At 67.0% G+C, this 22468-nt stretch carries 23 protein-coding genes and 1 pseudogene; 5 read left to right on the forward strand and 19 right to left on the reverse strand.

Annotation, left to right across the window (positions count from 1 at the left end; all coding sequences use genetic code 11):
• From rpsQ to NS220_RS10330, 12 genes are all read right to left on the reverse strand, one after another.
• On the reverse strand, positions 1–333 hold the full coding sequence (gene rpsQ, locus NS220_RS10275; RefSeq protein WP_058623968.1) for a 30S ribosomal protein S17: 333 nt from the start codon (positions 331–333) through the stop codon (positions 1–3).
• Complete coding sequence (rpmC, locus tag NS220_RS20715) at positions 333–647, reverse strand: 50S ribosomal protein L29 (RefSeq protein WP_058623969.1); 315 nt, start codon at positions 645–647, stop codon at positions 333–335. The genes rpsQ and rpmC overlap by 1 nt, the downstream gene beginning before the upstream one ends.
• Positions 647–1066: a 50S ribosomal protein L16 gene (rplP, locus tag NS220_RS10285; RefSeq protein WP_013584008.1), complete on the reverse strand. Its 420-nt coding sequence runs from the start codon at positions 1064–1066 to the stop codon at positions 647–649. Before rplP ends, rpmC begins: the two co-directional genes overlap by 1 nt.
• Positions 1066–1824: a 30S ribosomal protein S3 gene (rpsC, locus tag NS220_RS10290; protein ID WP_013584009.1), complete on the reverse strand. Its 759-nt coding sequence runs from the start codon at positions 1822–1824 to the stop codon at positions 1066–1068. The genes rplP and rpsC overlap by 1 nt, the downstream gene beginning before the upstream one ends.
• Positions 1824–2222: a 50S ribosomal protein L22 gene (gene rplV / locus NS220_RS10295; protein ID WP_058623970.1), complete on the reverse strand. Its 399-nt coding sequence runs from the start codon at positions 2220–2222 to the stop codon at positions 1824–1826. Before rplV ends, rpsC begins: the two co-directional genes overlap by 1 nt.
• A gap of 22 nt (positions 2223–2244) precedes the next feature.
• Positions 2245–2526, reverse strand: a complete 282-nt coding sequence (gene rpsS, locus NS220_RS10300) for a 30S ribosomal protein S19 (protein ID WP_013584011.1) — start codon at positions 2524–2526, stop codon at positions 2245–2247.
• A gap of 12 nt (positions 2527–2538) precedes the next feature.
• The gene (gene rplB, locus NS220_RS10305; protein WP_013584012.1) at positions 2539–3378 is read right to left on the reverse strand and encodes a 50S ribosomal protein L2; all 840 of its coding nucleotides are present in this window, start codon (positions 3376–3378) and stop codon (positions 2539–2541) included.
• 24 nt (positions 3379–3402) lie between these two features.
• Positions 3403–3702, reverse strand: coding sequence for a 50S ribosomal protein L23 (gene rplW / locus NS220_RS10310; RefSeq protein ID WP_058623971.1), 300 nt, complete (start codon positions 3700–3702; stop codon positions 3403–3405).
• The gene (rplD, locus tag NS220_RS10315; RefSeq protein ID WP_058623972.1) at positions 3699–4361 is read right to left on the reverse strand and encodes a 50S ribosomal protein L4; all 663 of its coding nucleotides are present in this window, start codon (positions 4359–4361) and stop codon (positions 3699–3701) included. The genes rplW and rplD overlap by 4 nt, the downstream gene beginning before the upstream one ends.
• Before the next feature lie 2 nt (positions 4362–4363).
• Positions 4364–5023, reverse strand: a complete 660-nt coding sequence (gene rplC, locus NS220_RS10320) for a 50S ribosomal protein L3 (protein WP_013584015.1) — start codon at positions 5021–5023, stop codon at positions 4364–4366.
• Positions 5024–5031: 8 nt separating this feature from the next.
• The gene (gene rpsJ / locus NS220_RS10325) at positions 5032–5340 is read right to left on the reverse strand and encodes a 30S ribosomal protein S10 (protein ID WP_013584016.1); all 309 of its coding nucleotides are present in this window, start codon (positions 5338–5340) and stop codon (positions 5032–5034) included.
• A gap of 482 nt (positions 5341–5822) precedes the next feature.
• Complete coding sequence (locus NS220_RS10330) at positions 5823–6038, reverse strand: hypothetical protein (protein ID WP_058623973.1); 216 nt, start codon at positions 6036–6038, stop codon at positions 5823–5825.
• Between the two features lie 392 nt (positions 6039–6430).
• On the opposite strand from NS220_RS10330, the gene NS220_RS10335 reads away from it, so the two are divergent.
• Positions 6431–9550, forward strand: coding sequence for a FlgD immunoglobulin-like domain containing protein (locus NS220_RS10335; protein WP_058623974.1), 3120 nt, complete (start codon positions 6431–6433; stop codon positions 9548–9550).
• Here the strand turns inward: NS220_RS10335 and NS220_RS10340 are convergent.
• Genes NS220_RS10340 through NS220_RS10350 form a run of 3 tightly spaced genes read right to left on the reverse strand, consistent with a single transcriptional unit; the run spans position 9534 to position 12879 of the window.
• On the reverse strand, positions 9534–10802 hold the full coding sequence (locus tag NS220_RS10340) for a right-handed parallel beta-helix repeat-containing protein (RefSeq protein ID WP_058623975.1): 1269 nt from the start codon (positions 10800–10802) through the stop codon (positions 9534–9536). The genes NS220_RS10335 and NS220_RS10340 overlap by 17 nt on opposite strands.
• Positions 10778–11734 (reverse strand): glycosyltransferase, encoded by a 957-nt coding sequence (locus tag NS220_RS10345; RefSeq protein ID WP_058623976.1) that lies wholly within the window; start codon positions 11732–11734, stop codon positions 10778–10780. The genes NS220_RS10340 and NS220_RS10345 overlap by 25 nt, the downstream gene beginning before the upstream one ends.
• Positions 11731–12879: a glycosyltransferase family 4 protein gene (locus NS220_RS10350; RefSeq protein ID WP_081323111.1), complete on the reverse strand. Its 1149-nt coding sequence runs from the start codon at positions 12877–12879 to the stop codon at positions 11731–11733. The genes NS220_RS10345 and NS220_RS10350 overlap by 4 nt, the downstream gene beginning before the upstream one ends.
• Before the next feature lie 264 nt (positions 12880–13143).
• Here NS220_RS10350 and NS220_RS10355 point away from each other — a divergent pair, with 264 nt between their 5' ends.
• Genes NS220_RS10355 through NS220_RS10370 form a run of 4 tightly spaced genes read left to right on the forward strand, consistent with a single transcriptional unit; the run spans position 13144 to position 17955 of the window.
• Positions 13144–14544: an O-antigen ligase family protein gene (locus NS220_RS10355; protein WP_153004247.1), complete on the forward strand. Its 1401-nt coding sequence runs from the start codon at positions 13144–13146 to the stop codon at positions 14542–14544.
• A 58-nt stretch (positions 14545–14602) separates the two neighbouring features.
• Complete coding sequence (locus NS220_RS10360) at positions 14603–15475, forward strand: glycosyltransferase family 2 protein (RefSeq protein WP_058623979.1); 873 nt, start codon at positions 14603–14605, stop codon at positions 15473–15475.
• A complete protein-coding gene (locus NS220_RS10365; protein WP_058623980.1) occupies positions 15476–16519 on the forward strand; it encodes a polysaccharide pyruvyl transferase family protein in 1044 nt (347 codons plus the stop codon). It begins immediately after the preceding gene.
• Complete coding sequence (locus NS220_RS10370; RefSeq protein WP_058623981.1) at positions 16516–17955, forward strand: lipopolysaccharide biosynthesis protein; 1440 nt, start codon at positions 16516–16518, stop codon at positions 17953–17955. The genes NS220_RS10365 and NS220_RS10370 overlap by 4 nt, the downstream gene beginning before the upstream one ends.
• 27 nt (positions 17956–17982) lie before the next feature.
• Here the strand turns inward: NS220_RS10370 and NS220_RS10375 are convergent, their stop codons facing one another.
• From NS220_RS10375 to NS220_RS20140, 4 genes and pseudogenes are all read right to left on the reverse strand, one after another.
• Entirely contained in the window at positions 17983–18891 is a 909-nt protein-coding gene (locus NS220_RS10375; RefSeq protein WP_058623982.1) for a glycosyltransferase family 2 protein, read from the reverse strand.
• A gap of 50 nt (positions 18892–18941) precedes the next feature.
• Entirely contained in the window at positions 18942–20042 is a 1101-nt protein-coding gene (locus tag NS220_RS10380) for a DUF1972 domain-containing protein (protein WP_058623983.1), read from the reverse strand.
• A gap of 152 nt (positions 20043–20194) precedes the next feature.
• Positions 20195–22072, reverse strand: a complete 1878-nt coding sequence (locus tag NS220_RS10385; protein WP_058623984.1) for a DUF4012 domain-containing protein — start codon at positions 22070–22072, stop codon at positions 20195–20197.
• Positions 22069–22468, reverse strand: a pseudogene (locus NS220_RS20140) (hypothetical protein); the annotation flags it as partial. The gene NS220_RS10385 and the pseudogene NS220_RS20140, both read right to left, overlap by 4 nt.

The raw sequence follows: 22468 nt of genomic DNA on the forward strand, positions 1-22468 counted from the left end.
TTACTTGGCCTTCTCGAGGATCTCGACCAGACGCCAGCGCTTGGTGGCGCTGAGCGGACGGGTCTCGTTGATGACGACGAGGTCGCCGATGCCCGCCGAGTTGCTCTCGTCGTGCGCCTTGACCTTCGAGGTACGGCGGATGACCTTGCCGTACAGCGGGTGCTTCACGCGGTCCTCGACCTCGACGACGATGGTCTTGTCCATCTTGTCGCTGACGACGTAGCCGCGACGCGCCTTGCGGTAACCGCGGGCGTCCTCGTCACGGACATCGTTCTCGGCGTGCTCGTGGCCGACGACCTGCGCCTCGGCCTCTGCCTTCTTCGCGGTAGCCATTACTCGGCCTCTTCCTTCGCGGCGTCGTCAGCGGCATCCGCCTTCTTCGCCTTGCTCTTCTTCGCCTTCGCCGGAGCCTCGACCGGAGCCGGGGTGGCGCGGATGCCGAGCTCGCGCTCACGGATCACCGTGTACAGACGCGCGATGTCACGCTTGACTGCACGGATGCGACCGTGGCTCTCGAGCTGGCCGGTGGCCGACTGGAAGCGCAGGTTGAACAGCTCTTCCTTGGCCTTGCGCAGCTCCTCGACGAGGCGCTGGTCTTCGAACGTGTCGAGCTCGCTCGGGGCGAGCTGCTTGGTGCCGATCGCCATTACGCGTCGCCCTCCTCGCGCTTGATGATGCGTGCCTTCAGGGGCAGCTTGTGGATGGCACGGGTCAGTGCTTCACGAGCGAGTTCCTCGTTCACACCCGCGACCTCGAAGAGGACGCGACCCGGCTTGACGTTCGCAACCCACCACTCGGGCGAGCCCTTACCGGAGCCCATGCGGGTTTCCGCGGGCTTCTTGGTGAGCGGACGGTCGGGGTAGATGTTGATCCACACCTTTCCACCACGCTTGATGTGACGCGTCATGGCGATACGAGCGGACTCGATCTGACGGTTGGTCACGTAAGCGGGGGTCAGCGCCTGGATGCCGAACTCACCGAACGACACCGTGGTGCCACCGGTGGCCTGGCCCGAACGGCCGGGGTGGTGCTGCTTGCGGTACTTGACCTTGCGGGGGATGAGCATTACGCCGACGCTCCTTCTGCCACGGGGGCCTCGTTGCGCGGGCCACGACGACGGTCGCCGCCGCGGTCGTCACGACCGCGCGACTTGGGCGCGTTGGCCTGCTCGCGGGCGAGCTCCTTGTTGGTGAGGTCGCCCTTGTAGATCCAGACCTTCACGCCGATGCGGCCGAAGGTCGTCTTGGCCTCGTAGAAGCCGTAGTCGATGTTCGCGCGGAGCGTGTGCAGGGGCACACGGCCTTCGCGGTAGAACTCGGAGCGGCTCATCTCGGCGCCGCCGAGGCGGCCCGACACCTGGATGCGGACACCCTTGGCACCGGCACGCTGTGCACCCTGCAGGCCCTTACGCATCGCGCGGCGGAAAGCCACACGAGCGGTGAGCTGCTCGGCCACACCCTGAGCGACCAGCTGAGCGTCGGCCTCGGGGTTCTTGACCTCGAGGATGTTCAGCTGAATCTGCTTACCGGTGAGCTTCTCGAGGTCGGCGCGGATGCGCTCGGCCTCGGCGCCGCGGCGACCGATCACGATGCCCGGGCGGGCGGTGTGGATGTCGACGCGAACGCGGTCACGCGTGCGCTCGATCTCGATGTTGCTGACGCCGGCGCGGTCGAGCGACGTGGTCAGCAGGCGACGGATCTTGATGTCCTCGGCGAGGTAGTCCGCGTAGCGCTGACCGGCCTTCGTCGAGTCCGAGAACCACCGCGACACGTGGTCGGTGGTGATGCCGAGGCGGAAGCCGTACGGGTTGACCTTCTGTCCCATTACTTGCTCGCCTTCTTGTTGGCGCGAGCCGGGGCCGCAGCAGCGTCTTCCGGCGTCGCGAGCACGACCGTGATGTGGCTCGTGCGCTTCTTGATCTGGAAGGCGCGACCCTGAGCGCGGGGCTGGAAACGCTTCAGCGTCGTGCCCTCGTCGACGTACGCGTTCTTCACGTACAGGTCAGCGTCATCCAGGTACTCGTTCGTCTTGTCGGCCGTGACGCGAGCGTTCGCGATGGCCGAAGCGACGAGCTTGTAGATCGGCTCGCTCGCACCCTGCGGCGCGAACTTCAGGATGGCAAGGGCCTCTTCGGCCTGCTTGCCCTTGATGAGAGCGACGACACGACGAGCCTTCTGAGGGGTCACGCGGATGTGTCGCACACGTGCGATGGACTCCACCATTTCTCTCTCCTCCTCGGTCGCCTTAGCGGCGACGGCCCTTCTTGTCGTCCTTCACGTGGCCGCGGAAGGTGCGGGTGGGCGAGAACTCGCCCAGCTTGTGGCCGACCATGGTCTCGGTCACGAACACGGGGATGTGCTTGCGACCGTCGTGCACGGCGATGGTGTGTCCCAGCATGGCGGGGATGATCATCGAACGGCGCGACCAGGTCTTGATGACGTTCTTCGAACCGGCTTCGTTCTGCGAGACGACCTTGCGAAGCAGGTGCTCGTCGACGAAGGGGCCCTTCTTAAGGCTGCGAGGCATCTTCCTCTACTCCTACTTGCGCTTCTTGCCGGCGGTGCGACGGCGGACGATGAGCTTGTCGCTCTCCTTGTTCGCGTGACGGGTGCGGCCCTCGGCCTTACCCCACGGCGAAACAGGGTGACGACCACCGGAGGTCTTACCCTCACCACCACCGTGCGGGTGGTCGACCGGGTTCATGGCGACACCACGCACGGTCGGGCGGACGCCCTTCCAGCGCATGCGGCCGGCCTTGCCCCAGTTGATGTTCGACTGCTCGGCGTTGCCGACCTCGCCGATCGTGGCGCGGCAGCGCACGTCGACGTTGCGGATCTCGCCGGAGGGCAGACGCAGCTGCGCGTACGGGCCGTCCTTGGCGACCAGACGCACGGAGGCGCCGGCCGAACGGGCCATCTTCGCACCGCCGCCGGGACGGAGCTCGATCGCGTGGATCACCGTACCGGTGGGGATGTTGCGCAGCGGCAGGTTGTTACCGGGCTTGATGTCAGCGCCGGCGCCGGACTCGACGACGTCACCCTGCGACAGCTTCGCCGGAGCGAGGATGTAGCGCTTCTCGCCGTCGGCGTAGTGCAGCAGCGCGATGCGCGCGGTGCGGTTGGGGTCGTACTCGATGTGAGCGACCTTGGCGTCGATGCCGTCCTTGTCGTTGCGACGGAAGTCGATCAGACGGTACTGACGCTTGTGGCCACCACCGATGTGACGCGTGGTGATGCGGCCCTGGTTGTTGCGGCCACCGGTCTTCGACAGCGGGCGCAGCAGCGACTTCTCAGGCGTCGATCGGGTGATCTCGGCGAAGTCGGCCACCGACGAGCCGCGGCGACCGGGGGTCGTGGGCTTGTACTTGCGAATAGCCATTGTTCTTGTCCTCTATCCCGACCGTCAGCCGACAGACGTGAAGATGTCGATGGTGCCGGACTTCAGCGTGACGATGGCACGCTTGGTGTCCTTGCGCTTGCCGGTGCCGAAGCGGGTCCGACGGGACTTGCCCTGACGGTTCAGCGTGTTCACCGAAGCGACCTTGACGCCGAAGATCTTCTCGATCGCGAGCTTGATCTCGGTCTTCGACGAACGGGGGTCCACCAGGAAGGTGTACTTGCCCTCGTCGATGAGCGAGTAGCTCTTCTCGGAGACGACCGGCTTCAGGATGATGTCGCGCGGGTCCTTGTTGACGGTGGTCATGCCGAGACCTCCTCGGTGGCGCCCGACTTCGACGCGACGAAGGCGTCGTAGGCGGCCTTGGTGAAGACGATGTCGTCGGAGACGATCACGTCGTAGGTGTTCAGCTGGCCGACGGTCAGCACGTGGACGTACGCGAGGTTGCGCACGCTCTTGATCGTCAGCTCGTCGTCACGGTCGATGACCACGAGGACGTTCTTGACGGCACCGAAGGCCTTCAGCGCGGCAGCGGCAGCCTTGGTCGAGGGCGCACCCTCGATGGCGAAGCTGTCGACGATGTGCAGACGCTGCCCACGAGCACGGTCGCTGAGCGCACCCAGAAGAGCGGCGGCGATCATCTTCTTGGGGGTGCGCTGGCTGTAGTCACGGGGCTTGGGCCCGTGGACGATGCCACCACCGGTCATGTGCGGCGCGCGGATCGAGCCCTGACGGGCGTTACCGGTGCCCTTCTGCTTGAAGGGCTTGCGGCCGGCACCCGAGACCTCGCCACGACGCTTGGTCGAGTGCGTGCCCTGGCGAGCCGCGGCGCGCTGCGCCACGACGACCTGGTGGATGAGGGGGATGTTCGTCTTGACGTCGAAGATGTCGGCGGGCAGCTCCACGGAGCCGGCCTTCTTGCCGTCGGCCTTCACGACGTCGAGCGCGAGAGTCGAGTCAGCCATGATCAGGCACCCTTCACTGCGTTGCGGACGTAGACGATGCGGCCACGAGCACCGGGGACGGCGCCCTTGACGAGCATGAGTCCCTTCTCGGCGTCGACGGCGTGCACCGTGAGGTTGAGGACGGTCACGCGCTCGCCACCCATGCGGCCGGCCATGCGCATGCCCTTGAAGACGCGGCTGGGCGTCGACGAGGCACCGATGGAACCGGGCTTGCGGTGGTTGCGGTGCGCACCGTGGGATGCGGACACGCCCTTGAAGTTGTGGCGCTTCATGACACCGGCGGTGCCCTTGCCCTTGCTGGTGCCGACGACGTCGACCAGCTGGCCGGCCTCGAACAGGCCGTCGACGGTGAGCTCCTGGCCCAGCGTGTAGTCGGCGGCATCCGCGGTCCGCACCTCGGTGAGGTGGCGGCGCGGGGTGACACCGGCGGCGTCGAAGTGAGCCGTGAGGGGCTTGTTCACCTTGCGGGGGTCGATCTGGCCGTAGCCGATCTGCACGGCGTTGTAGCCGTCCTTCTCGAGCGAGCGGAGCTGGGTCACGACGTTCGGAGCGACCTCGATGACGGTGACGGGAACGAGCTTGCCGTTCTCGTCCCACACCTGGGTCATGCCGAGCTTGGTGCCGAGGAGGCCCTTGGAGATCTTGGAGTTGATGTCAGCCATGTCGAACCTCAGAGCTTGATCTCGATGTTGACATCGGCCGGGAGGTCGAGGCGCATCAGCGAGTCGACGGCCTTGGGCGTCGGGTCGATGATGTCGATGAGGCGCTTGTGGGTGCGCATCTCGAAGTGCTCGCGGCTGTCCTTGTACTTGTGGGGCGACCGGATGACGCACACGACGTTCTTCTCGGTCGGAAGGGGAACCGGGCCCACCACGGTGGCGCCGGCACGGGTCACGGTGTCGACGATCTTGCGCGCCGACGAGTCGAGCCCGGCGTGGTCGTACGACTTCAGGCGAATGCGGATCTTCTGTCCCGCCATTGTCTGCTCTCTCTCTTTCAGCGTCTTACCCGACCTGGGGCATTGGACGCACGGTGGTGCTGACGCACCCTGGCACTTCCCCTCGCTTTCGCGAGAGATGCTGCACCGCTGTTCAGCTGTCAAACCGGAAGCCTCGGCATCCGGCCCGCCCCGCGCACGCACGCGTGCGAATCCCGTGAAGGATGAGGGGTTCGGTGTGGTGTTCTGCTGCCCGCGGCCCAGGACCCTGCGCTTATGCGCCGCCTGTGCACTGCCGAGACAGTGATCCTGGCGCGCGCCGAGCGCACGCCGGAATGTGGAACTGGACTAGTCTACGGACCCGTCGGGCGTGTCGCAAACCCGGGCGTGTCGCGCCCGGCATATCCTCAGCATCCCTCCCCGTCGGGGCGGGGCTGAGACAGCTCGAAGAGACCGACATGCCCGCGCACACGCGATCGCGGCGCCGCCCCGAAGGGAACGGCGCCGCGGCGAGAATGCGTGGATCAGGCGTTGCCGATGTGCTTGTCGACGTTCTGCCGGACCTCATCGACCTTGGTGTGCTGCTCGGCCGGAACGACCTTCTTGATCGCCTCCGCCGCGCCGTCGAGGATCTTGTCGCTGACTTCCTCGGCCTTCTCGCTCTTGAGGGCCTCTTCGATCTTGTCGCGATTCTCGTCCAGGAGCTTCTTGCCCTTGTTGATGATGTCGTCCACACCCATGTGCGTCTCCCTTTCCGGATCGGTGTCGGCGGGGATGCCGACGGGTTGCGGTTCATTGTGCTCGCGTGCGAAGCGACGCGGGGAAACCCCCCGCGGGCTTGACGTTGGCGAAGGGACACGACCGGTCCCGATGACTTTCCCTGAGATTCGCTTGTTTCTGCTGTGAGCGCGGGTCAGACTGTTGTGGGGAATTCCGCGACTGCCCGCACGCAGCAGTCGACAAACCCGGCTTCGTTCTCGCCTCAAAGGGAGAACTCCGCGCCGATGTGACGGTGCTTCCTCACAGCTCTACCGCTCCCCCGTGCACAACGCAGGGGCGAGCAGATGACAAGACAAGTGCCCGACGGGCCGTCACACTCCGGTGGCGTCTCCTACCCCGCGAGGACCCCCGGATGCTCAAGATCCTCAGTATCGCCACCGTCGTCGCGCTCAGCGCGACACTGCCCGCGCCGAGCGCTCATGCGCTGTCGGCACCTCCGGCGCACGTCGCGGCCGGCGGCACCCTCGAATCCTCCTCGAACGTCGACGCCACGGCGGCTACGCGCACGGAGTCGTCGGCGTCGCCGGATCCGACCATCTCCGCGACTCCCCCGGCGTCGCCCTCTCCGACGTCGGATCCCGCGCCGTCCGGCACTCCCCTGCCGGAGGCGTCTGCGAGTCCCTCACCGTCGGCCGATCACCAGCGAACGGCCGCGCCGGTTCCGACTCCCGCCGTCACGCCCACGTCCGCCCTCGAGGCGACCACCGCGGCGGGTCTCGTCACCGCGGAGAGCTTCGCCTCGGCGGATGACTGGACTCTCGTATCCGGCCGGGGTTCGATCTCGTCGTCCACCGACGCGACCGAAGGGAACCGGTCGCTCAAGATGGACTACGACTTTGGGGGCGGAACCTTCGAGATCGGTCGCGTGGCGACGCCGCAAGACATCGACACGACCGGTCTGCGCGCGCTCAAACTGGACGTGAAGGGCGACGGTTCCTTCAACACTCTCTACCTCCGCGTGCGCGACGCCACCGGCGAAGTCCTTTATTACCGGGTCGGCAACATCAGCAACAAAGACTGGACCACGGCGACCGTGGACCTCTCGAAGGCACCCTCCGCAACCACCGGCGGCAACGGCGACGGGATCATCGATGCACCTATCGCCCTGTTCCGACTCGTGGTCGTCCGCAACGGGACGCAGCCCGCGACCGGATCCGTTCGCGTGGACAACCTGCGCGTCGACGACAGTGGATGGACTGCTCCGCGCGCGAGTGCCGGGTCCATCATTCCGGGGAGCGGAACCGCCGACGTCAGCTTCACCACGGGCGGCGCGGGAGATTACCGTCTCCGGTTGATCGATCCGGCAGGGAACACCCGGACGTTCACCGGCACGGTGCAGGGCGCGCAGACCGAGACGAACCGGTGGGACGGGAAGTCGGACAGCGGAACGTCGCTGGCAGGGGTCGTGCGCGCCGTGCTCGAGTACGACTCCACCGCCGACGGGAAGTTGTCGGGTCAGCTCACGGTCGCCACCCCCTATCTGATCGGAGCGACTCAGCGCGCCGCGTCCGCCACCGCGGGCTCGGTCGCTGCCGTGAACTCCTCCCTGACCACGTACGAGAGCCTGGCCAAGGCCGACACCGACGCGGCCGCCATGGAGGACGCCTACGTGCGGTATGCGCGTGAGGAGTTCGAGTGGAACCGTGTCGAGCCTCGAAAGGGCTTCTTCGACTGGCCGAAGTTCGACCAGGCCGTCTCGGTCGCGCGAGCGCGCAACATCGACATCATCGGAAAGCTCGTGTACACGGCCGACTGGGCGACGAGTGCTCCCGCCGGAACTCCGAGTTCGTCGGCCAGGTACTACCCGCCCGCCGACTACGCGGACTATGTGAACTACGCCGTCGCGACCGTCGAGCGCTACAAGGACCGGGTCAAGGTCTGGGAGATCTGGAACGAACCCAACATCGAGCAGTACTGGAAACCGTCCCCCGACGCCTCCGCCTACGCGCGCCTGCTCAAGGCGACGTATGCGGCGATCAAGAAGGTCCAGCCGGATGCCATCGTCTTGACGGGCGGCCTCGCGGGGTACTCCGAGCAGTATCTGAACAGCCTGCGGGACGCCGGAGCCATCGATTCCTTCGACGGTATCGGGCTGCACACCTATGTTCAGGGCGCCCCGGAGTCCAGCACGATCGACAGCTGGATCTCGGCCGCGCAGTCGTGGATCGCTCGAAACGCTCCCGGACGGTCGCTGTGGATCACCGAGACAGGCTGGTCGACGTGCACGAGCTGTGGATCGGGTGCCGGGGTGAGCGAGGCGGATCAAGCCGCCTACCTGAGCAGATCGATGATCGACGCGGCAGCGCACGGCGTCGCCGCGTACGCGTGGTTCAACCTCGTGGAGCTCGGCGGCAGCGCCAGCAGGCTCGACAACTATGGCCTGATCGAACAGTCCGGACGCAAGAAGCCGGCGTACTCCGCTCTCGCCCGCACCGGTGCCGGTATGGCCGGTTCCGTGGCCGCCGGCACCGCCTCACCGAGCGCGGGCACGTCGACGGTTCTGAGCGATCTCGCCCGGACGACCGACGTCAAGTCGAAGTCGTTGGGCGAGGGCGCGACGTCGAAAGTGTCCGCCGTCACCACGCGCGTAGCAGGATCAGGGGCAATCGCCCTGGACTACAACTACAAGGCCTCCACGGCGGAGGGCACCTCCCTCACGATGAACCTGCCCGTTTCGGGCAGGCCGAGCGCCGTATCGGTCTGGACGTACGGCGACAACAGCAACAGCTCGATCTACATGAAGATCACGGACGCCAAGGGCGAGATCTTCGAGGGCAAGGTGGGCAACGCGGGACCGGAGGGATGGTCGCGGCAGACGCTCTACTTCGATGGACTGAACCCCAGCTACAAGAGCTACGGGTCCAATGTCGACAAGAAGATCGATTACCCCATCACCGTCACCGACGTGCACGTGTTCAAGTCGTCAACCTCCAAGACCAGCGGCCGCATCATCTTCGACGACGTGACCGCGCACTACGGGACCAGCACCCGCGGAGTGGTCTTCTACGGTCGGAATTTCGTGACCCAGGCCCTGTACCGACCGGACTTCGCCACGACGCGGGTTCCCGTCGCGAACACGACCGCGTACATCTACGATCGCGGAGCCCTGCAGGCCGTTCCGGTGGACTCGTCTCTCGGCGCGGAAGTGACCGTCTCATCGGCCCCGAAATTCCTGGTGTCCTCGAACCGGGTGAATCCGTCGTCGGTCGAGCCCGGTAGCCCCGTCTCGCTCCGCCTGGTGACCGGGGATCGTACGACGATCACCGTCCAGATCTACACGAAGAGCGGAAAGCTCGTCCGGACCATCACGGACTCCCGCTCGTACCTTTCCGGGGCCCGCGAGATCGCGTGGGACGGGAAGGTGACGGGTGGGACGGTCGCGAGCCCCGGCGACTACCGGTTCCGGATCAGCGTGTCCGGTCCGGACGGGCGGACGGTGGCGTGGGGCCGGCCCTTCACCATTTCCGGGTGACACCCTTTCGGGCGACGACGGAGCCATCGGCTCGTTCTACGAGATACGGCCCGCCGTCGCCCGATTCGACCTGGTAGGACGCCGCCCGCGCACCCTCGACCTGATTGTCCTGGACGATGATGTTCTGCGTGTTGTCCGTGACGAGGACGCCGTAGACCATCTGACCCGGCTCTCCCGAGATCGTGTTGCCCTCCACGAGGACGGACTGAGCAGCCTGATCCTGCAGCTTGCTGATCGCGACACCGCAGCGCCAGTAGTCGGGGCTTCCGGAACGCTGAGCGACGTCTGAGATCTTGTTGTCGCGCAGCACGACCTGCTGGACACCCTCGATCTCGACACCCGTCTTCCCTGTCGGCCCGATGGTGTTCTGCGTCACTTGGACGTCGACCACGCCCCCGCGTCGATCATGGAGATGGATGCCGAAGTCCCTCTTCGATGTGATCGTGTTCCCGGTCACGGTGCCCGAGCGAGCTCCGCTCCCGAAGTAGATCCCCACCATGTCCGTCGACAGGGTGTTGTTCTGGATGGTGACGTCACTCGCATCGTCACCGGCCACCATCACCCCGGTGTCGTAGGAACTCTTCACGGTGTTCCCCTGGACGAGAACGTCCTGGCCGCGTACGTAGATCGCCGACGGCGAGGGAGCCTGGCCCTTGGCGACCTTGTCGATGGTGTTGGAGGTGATCTTGACGTCGCGGGCACCCGACTCGACCCGAACGGCGAAGTCGACGATGTCGTCGAAGGTGCAGGAGTCGATGACGACGTTCGACGCCGAGCGTCCGGACTCGGCGTAGACCCGGACCGCGTGCTTCATCCGGATGAACGTGCACCCGCTGATGGTGACGCCGGAGGAGCTGTCGATCTGCAGGGAGACCCCCTGCGTGGACTGAACGCCGCCGTCGAAGGTGACCCCCGTCACCTTCACGTTGTCCACACCGTTGGCGAGAAGGAAAGGCGCGTCCGTTCGGTCGGCGAGCTTCAGCGTCGATCCATCCGCATGACCGGCCAACTCGACGCCGGGTCGCAGTCTGATCGTCGATCGGACGACCTGCGTGCCGGCAGGCAACTCGACCCGCCCTCCTTGCGCGGTGGACCGAAGGAGTTGATTGAGCTCGTCCGCGTAGTCCGGAGCGTTGTCGTCCGGGTCGGGCGCGCACGACGCGAGGAAGACCGTCAACGCCGCCACCCCCGCGAACGCCAAGACGGCCCGCCTCGGGACGCCGGGATTCAACGCGTCGGGTTCGTCGCCCATACCGCACCCGCAAATCTCCGAAACCTCGTCGCCCGCGCCTTCATGGCCGCGCCCTTGTCGCCCGCTCGGCGGGCCTTCACGCTGAGGAGGAGGGCTCGAGACCCGAGACCCGCCGAGAAGATGGAACGCCACAGGAACCGGCGAACGGGTCCTGCGGAGAAGCGCCAGACGTAGAAGTCGAAGGTGTTCTCCGCCCAGAGCGTCGAGACCGACGAGCCCGCGGCGTTGACGGAAGCGGCGATCTCGTGGGTCGCCACGACATCCGCGTCCAACACCACACGGTAGCCCTGCCGGAGCACCCGGTCCGCCAGTTCGATGTCCTCGCCGTACATGAACCACCGCTCGGAGAGGGATCCGACGCCCTCGCGTGCCGCTGGGGTGAGGTACAGCGCACATCCGGAGACCCACTCGACGTCCTGGGTGTACGAATGGTGCTGACGATACAGATGACGTCCACGAAGGAACTTCACGCGGGGGAAGACCCGCGCCAGCCCGGTGAAGTGCGTGAAGAGAGGCCAGAGCCGCGGCTGCTTCCCCGCGGCGAGCGTCGGCACGTGCGGCCCGCTGTCGACGAGCGGGGCGATGATGCCGATCGTCGGGTCTTCCTCCGCGGCGCGGACGAGGCGGGCGAGATCCGTGCCCGTGATGCGCGCGTCCGGGTTCAGCAGGAAGACACCGCCGGGAGCCGCCGTCGCGATTCCGCGGTTCACCGCTCGCGCGAACCCGTCATTCGTCTCGCTCTCGATGATGCGGGTCACGAGTCCCTCGGCCTGGAGACCGCGAGCGATCGAGACCGACTCATCCGAGGAGCGATTGTCGACGACCACGACCTCGACGTCCTCCGAGGAACCGAGCGTGCGGAGGCATCCTTCGAGGTCGTCGGCCGAGTTGTAGGTCACGAGGATCACCGTCGTCACAGACACGTTGGTCACTTCCTTCGCTCTTCGCGCCCGGCCACGCGGAAGATCTCCGCGGCGACTTGCGCACGGTACTGTTCCCGGGAGAAACGCTCAGCGACGCTTCGTCGCCCCTGGTCGACGAGCCGGCCCCGAAGCGTGTCGTCCGTTCGCAGCATCTCGAGCTTGGATGCCAGCGCGTCGGGGTCATCAGCCGGGACGACGAGCCCCTCACGGCCGTCGCCGATGATCTCGACCAAGCCCTGCACGTCCGAGACGATCACAGGAACGCCCGCCGCCAGGCCCTCTGCGGCGACGGTTCCAAAGGGCTCGGCCCGGGACGGGACGACCAGGGCGTCCGCAGTGGAGAACAACGGCGGGGCGTCGGCCACGAAGCCGGTGAAGGATACCGCATCCGGGCCGAGCGAGAGCTCACGACAGAGATCCCGAAGCTCAGCCTCGTACCACTCGTAGCCCGGGAACACCGCTCCGGCCAGAGTCAGTCGCGCATCCGTCCCAGCCGCGCGCATCAGCGCCACGGCACGCACAGCGACATCCGTGCCTTTGCGGGGGCTCAAGCGCCCGAGGTAGAGGATGCGGAACGTGTCGGCGGGCCCGGGCTCGTGGTCCACCGCGTAAGCCGACCAGTCCTTGCCGTTGTAGATCACGCTGGTCCGGGGGCGCACGGCGGGGCAATCGAGGAAGATCTGGCGCGCCGTGAACTGGCTGTTGGCGATCACCGAGTGCGCAAGTCGAAGGGGAGACAGAAGAGCGCGCCGAACCAGGGTCGGCGGATCGACCTCCGCTTCGCGGACGTGGAAGACCACCCGCTTGCGGAGGAGACGAGCCGCGAGGGCCCACCACGGCTGCACGATGGTGTTCACGTAGACGAGGTCGGGACGCACGCGCCGGGTGACCCTCACCATGCGAGGCCCGCGCCGGATCAGGTCGAAGACGAGGCGCGCGAATCCGGCCGGCCGCATCGCCGACTTGCGCAGCACCGGGACATCTCGTACGAGAACGTCCGCTCCGGCAGCCTGCAGTTCAGACCGAAGCGGACCGTCCACGGGGAGGACGACGGTGACGTGGGCGCCTCGGTCGCGCAGACCCACGACGGCTTCCAATGCCATGCGGTCGCTCCCGTAGAGCTCGGCTGACGGGTGGCAGAGCATTACGCGCATGTGGCCCCGATCCGACGCGTCGACGTGTCGGCGTCTCCACGGATTCGCTTCACGACAGAACTCCGCGGCATTGAAAAGGAAATGGGATCCGACCCCCCATCGGCCTGTTCTTTTCGCACAAACACCCCTGAACGATTGATTGGACAGGCGCCCGTGCCTCCATCGATCGTATCGGAGAATGCAATGAAGAACGGGGCGAGCGCATATCCTGGAGAAAGCACGATGCGCAGGGGTCTGGCTGATGCCCCCGGGGAAGGCACCACGGTGACTCGTTCGATTATCACTTCTGCCGCGGCAGCAGTGGTGCTCGTCGCGCTCGTTCTTTTCCTCGGTCCGATTCCGGTGCTCATCGGAATCCTGGGAATCGCCGGTGTGATCGTGGTGCTGCGTTTTCCCCTCGCGGGCATCTACGCCCTCATCCTGCTGCTTCCGTTCAACGCCCTCGTGTCGCAGGTCGCACCCGGGGTGGTCGGAACCGCCTACGGCGTCATCAAGGACGCCGTCATCGGCCTTCTTCTGATCGCGGCACTCGTGAACCGGCGCTTCAACCGTGCGCCCACGAGCATCGCCGTCCTCGTCGCCCTCCTGGCGCTCCTGCCGCTCGTGAGCGGAACGTTCACCCCGTCGCTGGAACAGGCTCTCTACGGGTGGCGCAACGACTACGAGCCGCTGCTCCTCCTGGTACTGGTCCCCGCGTTCGTCGAGGTGCGCCACGTGCGTCGGATGCTGATGACCATCATCGTGACGGCGCAGGTCAGCGCGGCGATCGCGGTCGCCACCTGGACACAGGGAGTCCAGTGGCTGTTGGACATCGGCCGCCTACCGGTTCCCGCGGGACAGCGCTTCCCGACCTCGCTCTTCTCCTCGGGCAGCCTGACACCGCGAGCGTTCAGCCCGTACGTCGCACCGAACGAACTCGCGGCGGCGATGCTGATCTCCGTCGCCGTCGTGTGGTGCGCGCCGGGGCTGCGCACGTCGCGACGGCTCCTTCTGACGGTGTTGCCCGCCGCGGCCATTCTTCTCACCGAGTCCCGCAGCGGACTGTTCGGAGCCGCCATCCTCGGCGCCGTGCTCTTGGCGCGCGCGATGCGCAAGTCGTCGCAGATCCTCTCCGTCGGCTTCCTGCTGGTCGCAGGTGTGGCCACCGTCGCCGCCGCGACGCTGTACATCGGCGGCGCCCTCGAGGAGGAGACCGACACATCCTTCGGAGGCCACGCGGCGAGCTTGCAGGAGGGGCTCGCGCAGCTTCTCGTCCACCCGCTCGGGATGGGTCTCGGAGTCGTCGGACCCCGGTCTTTGCAGTTCGAGACGAACTACCACGTGGAGAGCTACTGGCTCCTCCTCGCGCTCGAGGCGGGGCCGCTCGTCCTGGCGATCTTCCTCATCCTGCTCGGACTTCTCGCCAACCGCGCGGCACGATCGCGAAGCATGGTCGGGTTCCTCCCCGCCGCCGCCCTCAGCGGGACCCTCGTCTCCCAGATCGTTCTCCCGACTCTTCAAGAGAGCCCGGTGAGCTTCCTGCTGTGGATCTCGATCGGCTTGGCGACGGTCGTGCAGGCGCAGGAGAAGGCCGATCCCGCCTTCACCCTGGGCGAGCAGTCCCCCGCCTTCGAGCCTCGGCGGCGCAAGGCGCTCTCCGTGCAAGGGAAATCGCAATCGGTGTGACCACCTCGCGCAGACCCCGAGTGCGCGCACCTCGTCGTCCGAGAGAGAGAAGAACCCCGTGAAACTGTCCGTCGTCATCCCGACGATCGGCCGCCCCGAACTCGCGCGGGCCGTCCGAAGCGCCCTCGAACAGACGACGCCGGTACACGAAATCATCGTGGCCGCTGACACCACGGACGAGCTCATCCTGCCCGAAGACGACCGGGTACGAGTGATCCGCGTCGGCCCGGGCGCCGGAGGGAACGCGGGGCGACAGAGTGGCATCCGTGCGGCCACCGGAGATCTGATCGGTCTTCTCGACGACGACGACGAGTGGGCACCGTCGAAGGTCGCCGTCCTGACCCGCCTCGCGGCGCAGACGCACGGCCCCTGGATCGCCACGTCCCGCGTGCGGATGAAGCGCGCGAACGGCTCCGAACTCGTCCAGCCGGCCTTCCCCATCCGCCCGGGCGAGGATCTGCGCGCGTACATGTTCGCGAAGCGGTCGCCGCGAAGCGGCCATGGATTCGTTCAGGCCTCCACCCTGGTCTTCCCGCGGGATCTCGCCCTCGATGTTCCCTTCGATGAGAACCTCAAGTTCCATCAGGACGTCTCCTGGCTGACCTCGGTGGCCGCAGCCCACCCTGACCTGACGGTCCTCCAATCCTGGGAACCGCTCGCGAGCTACTACGCGACCGAGGGATCCGTCTCGAAGAGGATCGCGCCGGAGGGCTCGATCGCGTGGGCGCGCCGTTTCCTCGCCGATCAGCCGCGACTGCTCGGCGACTTCATCCTCACCCAGTCCCTCGGCTTCGCCCGGCGGAACGGATCCGTCGGTTCGATGATCCGTACCGCCTCCGCCGGCATCCGTTTCGGACGCCCCGGGCCCGCGGCGATCGTGTACGCGATCGGCGCCACGGCCAAACAGACCCTCCAGAGCAAAGGCAAGTGAATGCGCCGCATCTACGTGCGAGGTACCGGCCAGGAAGACAACATCGGAGACGTCATCCTCCGGCGCGCCTTCTTCGATGAGCTCTCCCGCGCGGGCGAGCTCCACATCCTTCTCGGTGAGGCGAGCGCGGATTTCCTCTCGGCTCTCGACCTGCGGGACTCCGACGTGGTCTACCGCGACGTCGACGACTGGCGGCGGTCCGCCTACCGGTCCGTCTTGCGACGTGACACGTGGTGGGTGGACAAGCCCGGAGAGCTCCTGCTCGAGGAGGACATCTACAAGGGCCAGCGGCGCCTGGTCCCCCTTATCCTCGCCGTCCGGGCGCGGGGCGGACGTGCTCTTCGCCTGGGCATCGGTCAGCGCAAGCCCAACCCCGCGGTGATCGAGCGGTTCCGGCGCCTTTACCGCCTGTCCTCGATGGTGGCCTGGCGCGATGTGGACTCCCGCGAGCACTTCGGTCTCGGCGAGGTCATGCCCGACTGGGGGTTCCTCCCGGGTGCCGATTCCGGGAGCGAGTCCCGACGCCGTCTCGTGGTGTCCTACCGCGGCGACCGCGAGCCTCTCTCCGCCGAGACGATCACGGCCATCCGCGAGTTCGCCTCTCAGGAGAGCCTCACCGTCACCGTGATCACTCAGGTCGCGCGGGACTCCGCGCGCAGCAAAGAGCTCCACGCCCAGCTCGGCGGCGATCTCGTCGACTGGGAGGTCGTGGCCGGTCACCGCGCTCAAGAAGACCGCCTTCGCGACATCTACCTCGAAACCGCCGTCGCCCTCAGCGACCGTCTGCACGTGCTCATCGTCGCCGCAGCCGAGGGCGCGGTGCCCGTCAATCTGATCGCCGAACCGGACACCAAGGTGGGGCGCCACTTCGACGCCATCGGATACCACGGGATGACCGTGGCCTCCGCGGACCGCACGTCCGAAGAGATCCTCCGCGACCTCGCCACCCAAGCCGCGCGGACCGATGAGGTCATCGCCCGGGTGAGTGCCGCTCGCGCCCGCATCCGCGACGTGGCCCGCCGCGCTCTGGCGATCGCCTCTTGAGCTCCGGTCTCGGCCGTCGCGCCCTCGGGGGTGCCGGCGCGACGCTCCTGTGGCAAGGGGTCAGGCTCGGACTGCTCGCCATCTCGATCGTCGTCCTGGCGCGTCTTCTCGACCCTCGTGACTACGGCTATCTGGCCATGGTCACCGCCGTGATCGGGCTCGGTGAGCTCCTCCGGGACATGGGCCTGTCCATGGCGGCCGTCCAGGCGAAAACGCTCTCTGCATCGGAGAAGAGCAATCTCTTCTGGCTCAACAGCGGGATCGGGCTCGTCCTCGCCGTCGTGGTCTTCGCGAGCTCGTGGGGCATCGCCCTCATCTACGACGAGCCGGCGCTCGTCGCCATCACGCAGATGCTGTCGGTCACGTTTCTCTTGAACGGCATCGCGGCGCAGTACAAGGCCCAGATCAACCGCGACATGCGGTTCATGACACTGGGCGTCACCGAGGCGCTCCCCCAGGCGATCGCGCTCGTCCTGGCCATCGTGCTGGCGGTGAACGGGTTCGGATATTGGGCTCTCGTCGCGCAGGCTCTGGCGGTGGCGGTGCTGGCGTTGGCGCTCGACATGATGCTGGCTCGGTGGCATCCGTCCCTCCCGTCCCGGAACACCTCGATCCGCCGCTTCCTCCGCTTCGGTGGCGCGCTCGCGGGGACCCAGGGCATCGCGTACGCCGCGAAGAACATCGACACGGTCGCCCTCGGCGTCCTGTTCGGATCGAGCGTGGTCGGTCTGTACAGCCGGGCCTTCCAGCTCGTCGTGCTGCCGCTGAACCAACTCACCGCCCCGCTGTCCCGAGTGGCGGTTCCGGTGCTCTCGCGGATCCAAGACGACCGGGCCCGGTTCATCGATTACATCCGCACGGGCCAGCACTTCACGGTCACGCTCGCGACCGTGTTCTACGCTGCCCTCGTCGGCTTCGCGGAGCCGATCGTGCTGCTGGTTCTGGGGGAGCGCTGGTTGGCCGTCGCGCCGATCCTGCAGGCCCTCGCACTGGTCGGCGTGTTCCGCGCGCTGGGTCAGGTTCCCTACTGGATCTTCGTGTCGCTCGGGCTCACCGGCAAGCAGCTGAAGATCTACCTGGTCACGCAGCCGATCGTGGTCGTCTCGATCCTCGTAGGCGCCCCGTGGGGGCCCGTCGGTGTCGGCATCGGCGGATCGGTCGGGTACTTCCTGTTCTGGATCATCCAGATGTGGTGGGCGGGGCGGACGTCGGGCCTGCCCGCCTGGTCGCTCACACGGTCGGGACTGCTGACCGTCCTCGTCACCGGGGTCCCCGTGGCCGCGGCCGGCTACGTCAGCACCGTCATCTTCGCCGGTCCCACCGCGCTGGCCATCGGGGTCACCGTGGCGGTGGTGTGGGTGGTCGCCATCAACCTGCTCATCCCCGCCAACCGCCGGCGCCTGCGCACGGTCGAGGCGCTGGTGCGAAAGCGCTGACAAGCTCAGTGACGGGAGAAGCCGTCGTCAGGACGTCGGGCGCTGGTACTCCTGCACGTGCCGACCACTGACGGCGCCGATCCAGCCGAGACCGCGCGTGATCTGCGCGGTGTCGCGGAGGCGGAGCCCCTTCCCCGTCACGAGTGCCACCGCCGTCTTCGCCGTTCCCACGGCGATGTGCCCCACGGCACGCACCGCGAGCTTCCATGGCGGTGTCGAGCGGAGCAACAGGCGTCCGGAGACGTTGTTGATGCGGATGTAGCGGCGCATGATCCAGCGGAACCGCAACCGATCGGGCGGAGCGAGCTCCGTCACCTCGGCCGACGGCGCCCAGGCCACGCTCGCGCCGGATGCAGCGATGAGCCGGGTGAAGAAGTCGGTGTCGCTTCCCCCGGTGGCGGAGAAGCTCTCGTCGAAGCGCGGCGATCCCGCACGCCGATAGGCCTCGAGGGAGAGAAGGGTGTTGTTCGTAGCCGGGGTGCGCGAGGTCAGTCCCTCCGCCTCCGGCGAACGCTGAATGTATCCGCCGCGCTCGATCCAGCGAGGGGCGTCCGGGGGGAAGATCGTACGCACGGGTCCGCAGACGATCTCCGCGTCGTACCGTTCCGCGACCTCCAGCAGGGAGGTCATCCACCCCGTGGGGACGACCTCGTCGTCGTCGACGAAGACGACGTGCGTTGCATCCGGAGGAAGACGGTCCAGGCTCGCATTGCGCGCGGCTGCGATCCCCGGTTTCTCTTCGACGACGTAGTCGACATTCAATCGGCTCGCCCGCGCGACATCCTCGGCCGTACCTCGCGCGTCGTTGTCGACGACGATGACGCGCAGGTCGTGGGTGCCGTCCACGGCGTCGATCGACGCCAGCAGCGCCGCAAGGTCATCGGGTCGCTTGTAGCTCGCGATGGCGATGGCGATACGGATCGGGGGGATGGGCACGTCTGCTCCTCGGGCTGTCGGGGGGGTTCGGTGCGAAGACCCGAGGTCGCTCAGACCACGCTCAGTCGACGGAGAGCGTCGCGGTAGGCGCCGTTCACGCCCTGCCAGGTGTAGGACTCCCTCGCGCGACGTGCGACGTGCGCCGACGCCGCCTGCTGCTGCTCCGGCTCGGCCATGAGCGCGCAGACCGCCTCGGCGATGGATGCCGCGTTCGGTTCGCAGAAGTGGGCACCTTCGCCGAGGACCTCTCGGTTGTAGACCGTCGCCCGCGCCACGATGGGGGTACCGGTCGCCATCGCCTGGACGAGCGTCGGATTGGTGCCGCCCACACTATGCCCGTGGAAGTACACGCCCGCGTGCTGCCACAGGGCGAGCAGACGGGCGTCGTCGCTGATGTGACCCAGGGCATGGACGTTCGGGTTCCGCTCGGCGAGGAGACGCGCCTGCTCGTCGAGCGGACCGCCGTAGCCGGAGGACCCCACGATGACGACGGGATACCTCTCGGCGATCGACTCGGCGGCGTCGAGGAACTCGGGGATGGTGTTCTCGGGGACGAAGCGAGCCACCGCCAGCACATATCCACGATGAGTCAATCCCGGCTCAACGGGAAGGTCGGGCGGGACGTCTCCTCCGTAAGGGATGAACACTCCGTCGCGACGGAACTCGCTGTTCCAGCGCCGCTCGATCTCGCGGGAGTCGAAGACCAGGTCGTCCGCGAAGCGGGCCGTCATCCGCGCACCCGTCTTGAAGACGAACTTCGCGAGACGTCCCCATTTGGCGCGGTCCCACTCGATGCCGTCGACATTGACCAATGTCTTCACGCCGCGCAGCTTGAGCAACGGGAGGAAGAAGCCGTTCGCGACATTCATGACCAGGGCGACATCGGGCTTGGTGCGGGCGGCATGCATGCTCGCGGTGAGCCCGTACGACAGGGTGCTCAGGGACTTGCTCTCGATCCCCCGGGTGACCTCGGTACGCACGCGAGTGTCGCGCTCGGGGTCGTCGACCTTGGTCGCACCGGCGCGCCCGTAGACGGTGACGTCCCATCCCTCCCCCGCGAGGAAGGGAGCCAGCTTCCGCACCGCCGTCTCGAAACCGCCGTAGTAACTCGGATAGCCACGCGTCCCGATGATTGCGACTGATGAAGCCATACGCGTGCGTGCTCCCCCTCGTCAGAAATGGGTTTCTACCCATATCGAAATAATCCCCCCAGCTTATCGCTAGGAATCGGGACTAATTGAGCGCACCGCGCGAGCCGCGAAAAGCGCCGGAGGGCGGAAGCCCCCCGGCATCGACCTTCCCGCTATTCCGCGAAACCCGCGCGGAACGCGTCGCACGACGCGTCGATCGAGACGGCCGTGTCGTTCGCCGTCGGCGTGTGACGCAGGTCGAGCGGCCCCAGCGGTCCCGACGGAAGCTGAACCGTGTACGAGACCGTGCGATTCTCGTTCTGACCGAGGGTGACCATTCGGCTCTCGCCGGTGTTGTTATTTTCGACCCCGCTGCGGGAAAGCGAAGGAATGTCGCCGTCGCTAGGATCCATCGCCGTGATCGTCGCACCCGGAGGGGCGAAGAAGAGCGTGTTGAGCATCATCGTGGTCTTCGGCAGCCCGTACTCGGTGTTGCGGAAACCGAGCGTGTAGGCGTTGGTGATGTCGTCCGTGATGCCGTTGTGCAGGTTCATGGAGACATTCACCGTCCGGTCGGCCGCGTTGCAGGTGGCGGACACCGCGGTGGTCAAGTGGTACTCGAGCTTGCCGATGGAGAAGTCGTTGAGGTAGATCCCGAGCTGCGTCGACGCCGCATTGTCCGGGCGCAGGCCACCGTCGAGGCCCACTTCTGTCACAAGGGCCTGAGCCTGCTCGTCGGTGAACCACAGATTGATGCGCTGCTCCTGGGCACTGCGCGTCAACTGATCGAACATCGCGATCGGGTTCCACTGTCCACCCGCCAGACGGGAGAACACGGTCGAGGACACCGTCGCGAAGAACTCGTCCGAGGAGCGGCCGTTGTCGCCGGCATCGCCGAAGCGCTGATAGGCGTCGCTCAGCAGGAGCTTCACCGCGTTCTCCGCGGTGATCTGCTCACCGGACGGGAGATCCACCGGCCCGAGGACCTCGAGCATGTGCGCGAGCACCACCGGGTCGATCGACATGACTCCGTCGAACTGCGAGCCGTCGGTGCGGTCCCAGAGCGACTCGAAGAGGCGGGCCGTGGTGGGGAAGTCCGGGGTGAAGGTGTAGTCCTGCGAGTAGCGAGTGAAGGTGTCCGGGTAGAGGGCGAGAGTGCTTTCGGGCAGGTCGAGCACCGAGCGCCCCGCCTGACCCGCGGCGTAGAACGCCATCGAGTCGGACTGCTCCTTGAGCTCGATGCGACCGTTGTCCACGACCATGACGCTCGACGCGGCAGGGTTGCCGCCGGTCGCGCGGATCTCGGCGTTGTTCTGGAACACGACAAGGTACGTCTTGGGGCCGTCCCCGCCTGCCGCCGCGAGCAGGGAAGGCAGGTACTTCTGGACCAGGGTCAACGAGGGGGCGGCCTGATCGACGATTTGAGCGACCTGGTCGAGCGGTTCGGTGACGATGGGGAGAAGGTTCGTCCGGTCGATGCCGTCCGTGACGACCTTCGCATCCGTGAAAGCGCTGGTGATCTCCGGGAGAGCCCCCTCCGCCTGGCGGAACGGCTCGAGGTTGATGCCGCCGCCCTCGACGGCGAGGGAGGAGAAATCGGATGCCGAGAGGAGCGCGACCGTCGGCGGCAGCGCGCGACCGGTCAACTCCCGCGTCATCGCGGTGAGTTCCTGAACGGCCTCCGTGTTGTCCTTGACCAGCGGGATCGACGAGGCGAGATCCCACAGAGGCCCCGCGGACCCGGCATCCGCCCGCTCCGTCATCTGGAGTACCTCACCCGAGACCTGGTTCAAGCCGTCGATGTCGCGGTTCGCCACGATCTGGGGAACGAACGACAACTTCGTCTGCGCGCCGAGGAGGTCGGTGCGCACGACACCCGCTTGCTGCATGAACGCCAGCGCCACGACGCCGATCGCACAGGCGGCGAGGCCGAGGACACCGAGCGTCCACCCGACGATCGCACCGACGATCTTTCCCCGACCGGACGCGACGGGCTCCGCGGCCTCCGCGCGTCGGCGGCGACGCGTCTGATCCTCATGCGCTGCCGTCATGCGGTGCCGCCTTCGATCGGAGTGGTCGGTTCGGGGATCGGGATGGTCGGTTCCGTCGGCTGCGGCTCGGGGTCCGGCGTCGGCTCCGGCTGAGTCGGCTCCGGCGACGGCTCGGGGTCCGGGGAGGGAGCGGGCTGGGACGGTTCCGGGGAGGGGGTGCCGGGATCGGACGTGTTCGAGTCCGGGTCACCGCCGTTGCCGGTACCGCCGTTCGGGTTGGTCGGGCGATTCGGCGTCGCCTCCCTTTCCGCCTCTTCCAGGGCGACGACGCGCGCGTTCTCGACGCGCAGCGCGTCCACCGCCACGGCATATGCCGGCATGTCCGAGAGCCCGTCGCCGCCGGCCTGCTGGGCGCTCACGATGCGAGCGGCAGCATCGGTGACCGCCGTGCGGAAG

Source organism: Microbacterium testaceum, from assembly GCF_001476655.1.
GTDB lineage: Bacteria > Actinomycetota > Actinomycetes > Actinomycetales > Microbacteriaceae > Microbacterium > Microbacterium testaceum_C.

Coding starts and splice junctions, on each gene's coding strand:
- NS220_RS10330 (WP_058623973.1), bottom strand. CDS start 6,038: ATGGGTGTGGACGACATCATCAACAAGGGCAAGAAGCTCCTGGACGAG.
- rplD (WP_058623972.1), bottom strand. CDS start 4,361: ATGGCTGACTCGACTCTCGCGCTCGACGTCGTGAAGGCCGACGGCAAG.
- rpsC (WP_013584009.1), bottom strand. CDS start 1,824: ATGGGACAGAAGGTCAACCCGTACGGCTTCCGCCTCGGCATCACCACC.
- NS220_RS10350 (WP_081323111.1), bottom strand. CDS start 12,879: ATGCGCGTAATGCTCTGCCACCCGTCAGCCGAGCTCTACGGGAGCGAC.
- rplC (WP_013584015.1), bottom strand. CDS start 5,023: ATGGCTGACATCAACTCCAAGATCTCCAAGGGCCTCCTCGGCACCAAG.
- rplB (WP_013584012.1), bottom strand. CDS start 3,378: ATGGCTATTCGCAAGTACAAGCCCACGACCCCCGGTCGCCGCGGCTCG.
- NS220_RS10365 (WP_058623980.1), top strand. CDS start 15,476: ATGCGCCGCATCTACGTGCGAGGTACCGGCCAGGAAGACAACATCGGA.
- rpsQ (WP_058623968.1), bottom strand. CDS start 333: ATGGCTACCGCGAAGAAGGCAGAGGCCGAGGCGCAGGTCGTCGGCCAC.
- rpmC (WP_058623969.1), bottom strand. CDS start 647: ATGGCGATCGGCACCAAGCAGCTCGCCCCGAGCGAGCTCGACACGTTC.
- rpsJ (WP_013584016.1), bottom strand. CDS start 5,340: ATGGCGGGACAGAAGATCCGCATTCGCCTGAAGTCGTACGACCACGCC.
- rplW (WP_058623971.1), bottom strand. CDS start 3,702: ATGACCACCGTCAACAAGGACCCGCGCGACATCATCCTGAAGCCGGTC.
- rplV (WP_058623970.1), bottom strand. CDS start 2,222: ATGGTGGAGTCCATCGCACGTGTGCGACACATCCGCGTGACCCCTCAG.
- NS220_RS10380 (WP_058623983.1), bottom strand. CDS start 20,042: ATGGCTTCATCAGTCGCAATCATCGGGACGCGTGGCTATCCGAGTTAC.
- NS220_RS10385 (WP_058623984.1), bottom strand. CDS start 22,072: ATGACGGCAGCGCATGAGGATCAGACGCGTCGCCGCCGACGCGCGGAG.
- rpsS (WP_013584011.1), bottom strand. CDS start 2,526: ATGCCTCGCAGCCTTAAGAAGGGCCCCTTCGTCGACGAGCACCTGCTT.
- rplP (WP_013584008.1), bottom strand. CDS start 1,066: ATGCTCATCCCCCGCAAGGTCAAGTACCGCAAGCAGCACCACCCCGGC.
- NS220_RS10340 (WP_058623975.1), bottom strand. CDS start 10,802: ATGGGCGACGAACCCGACGCGTTGAATCCCGGCGTCCCGAGGCGGGCC.
- NS220_RS10335 (WP_058623974.1), top strand. CDS start 6,431: ATGCTCAAGATCCTCAGTATCGCCACCGTCGTCGCGCTCAGCGCGACA.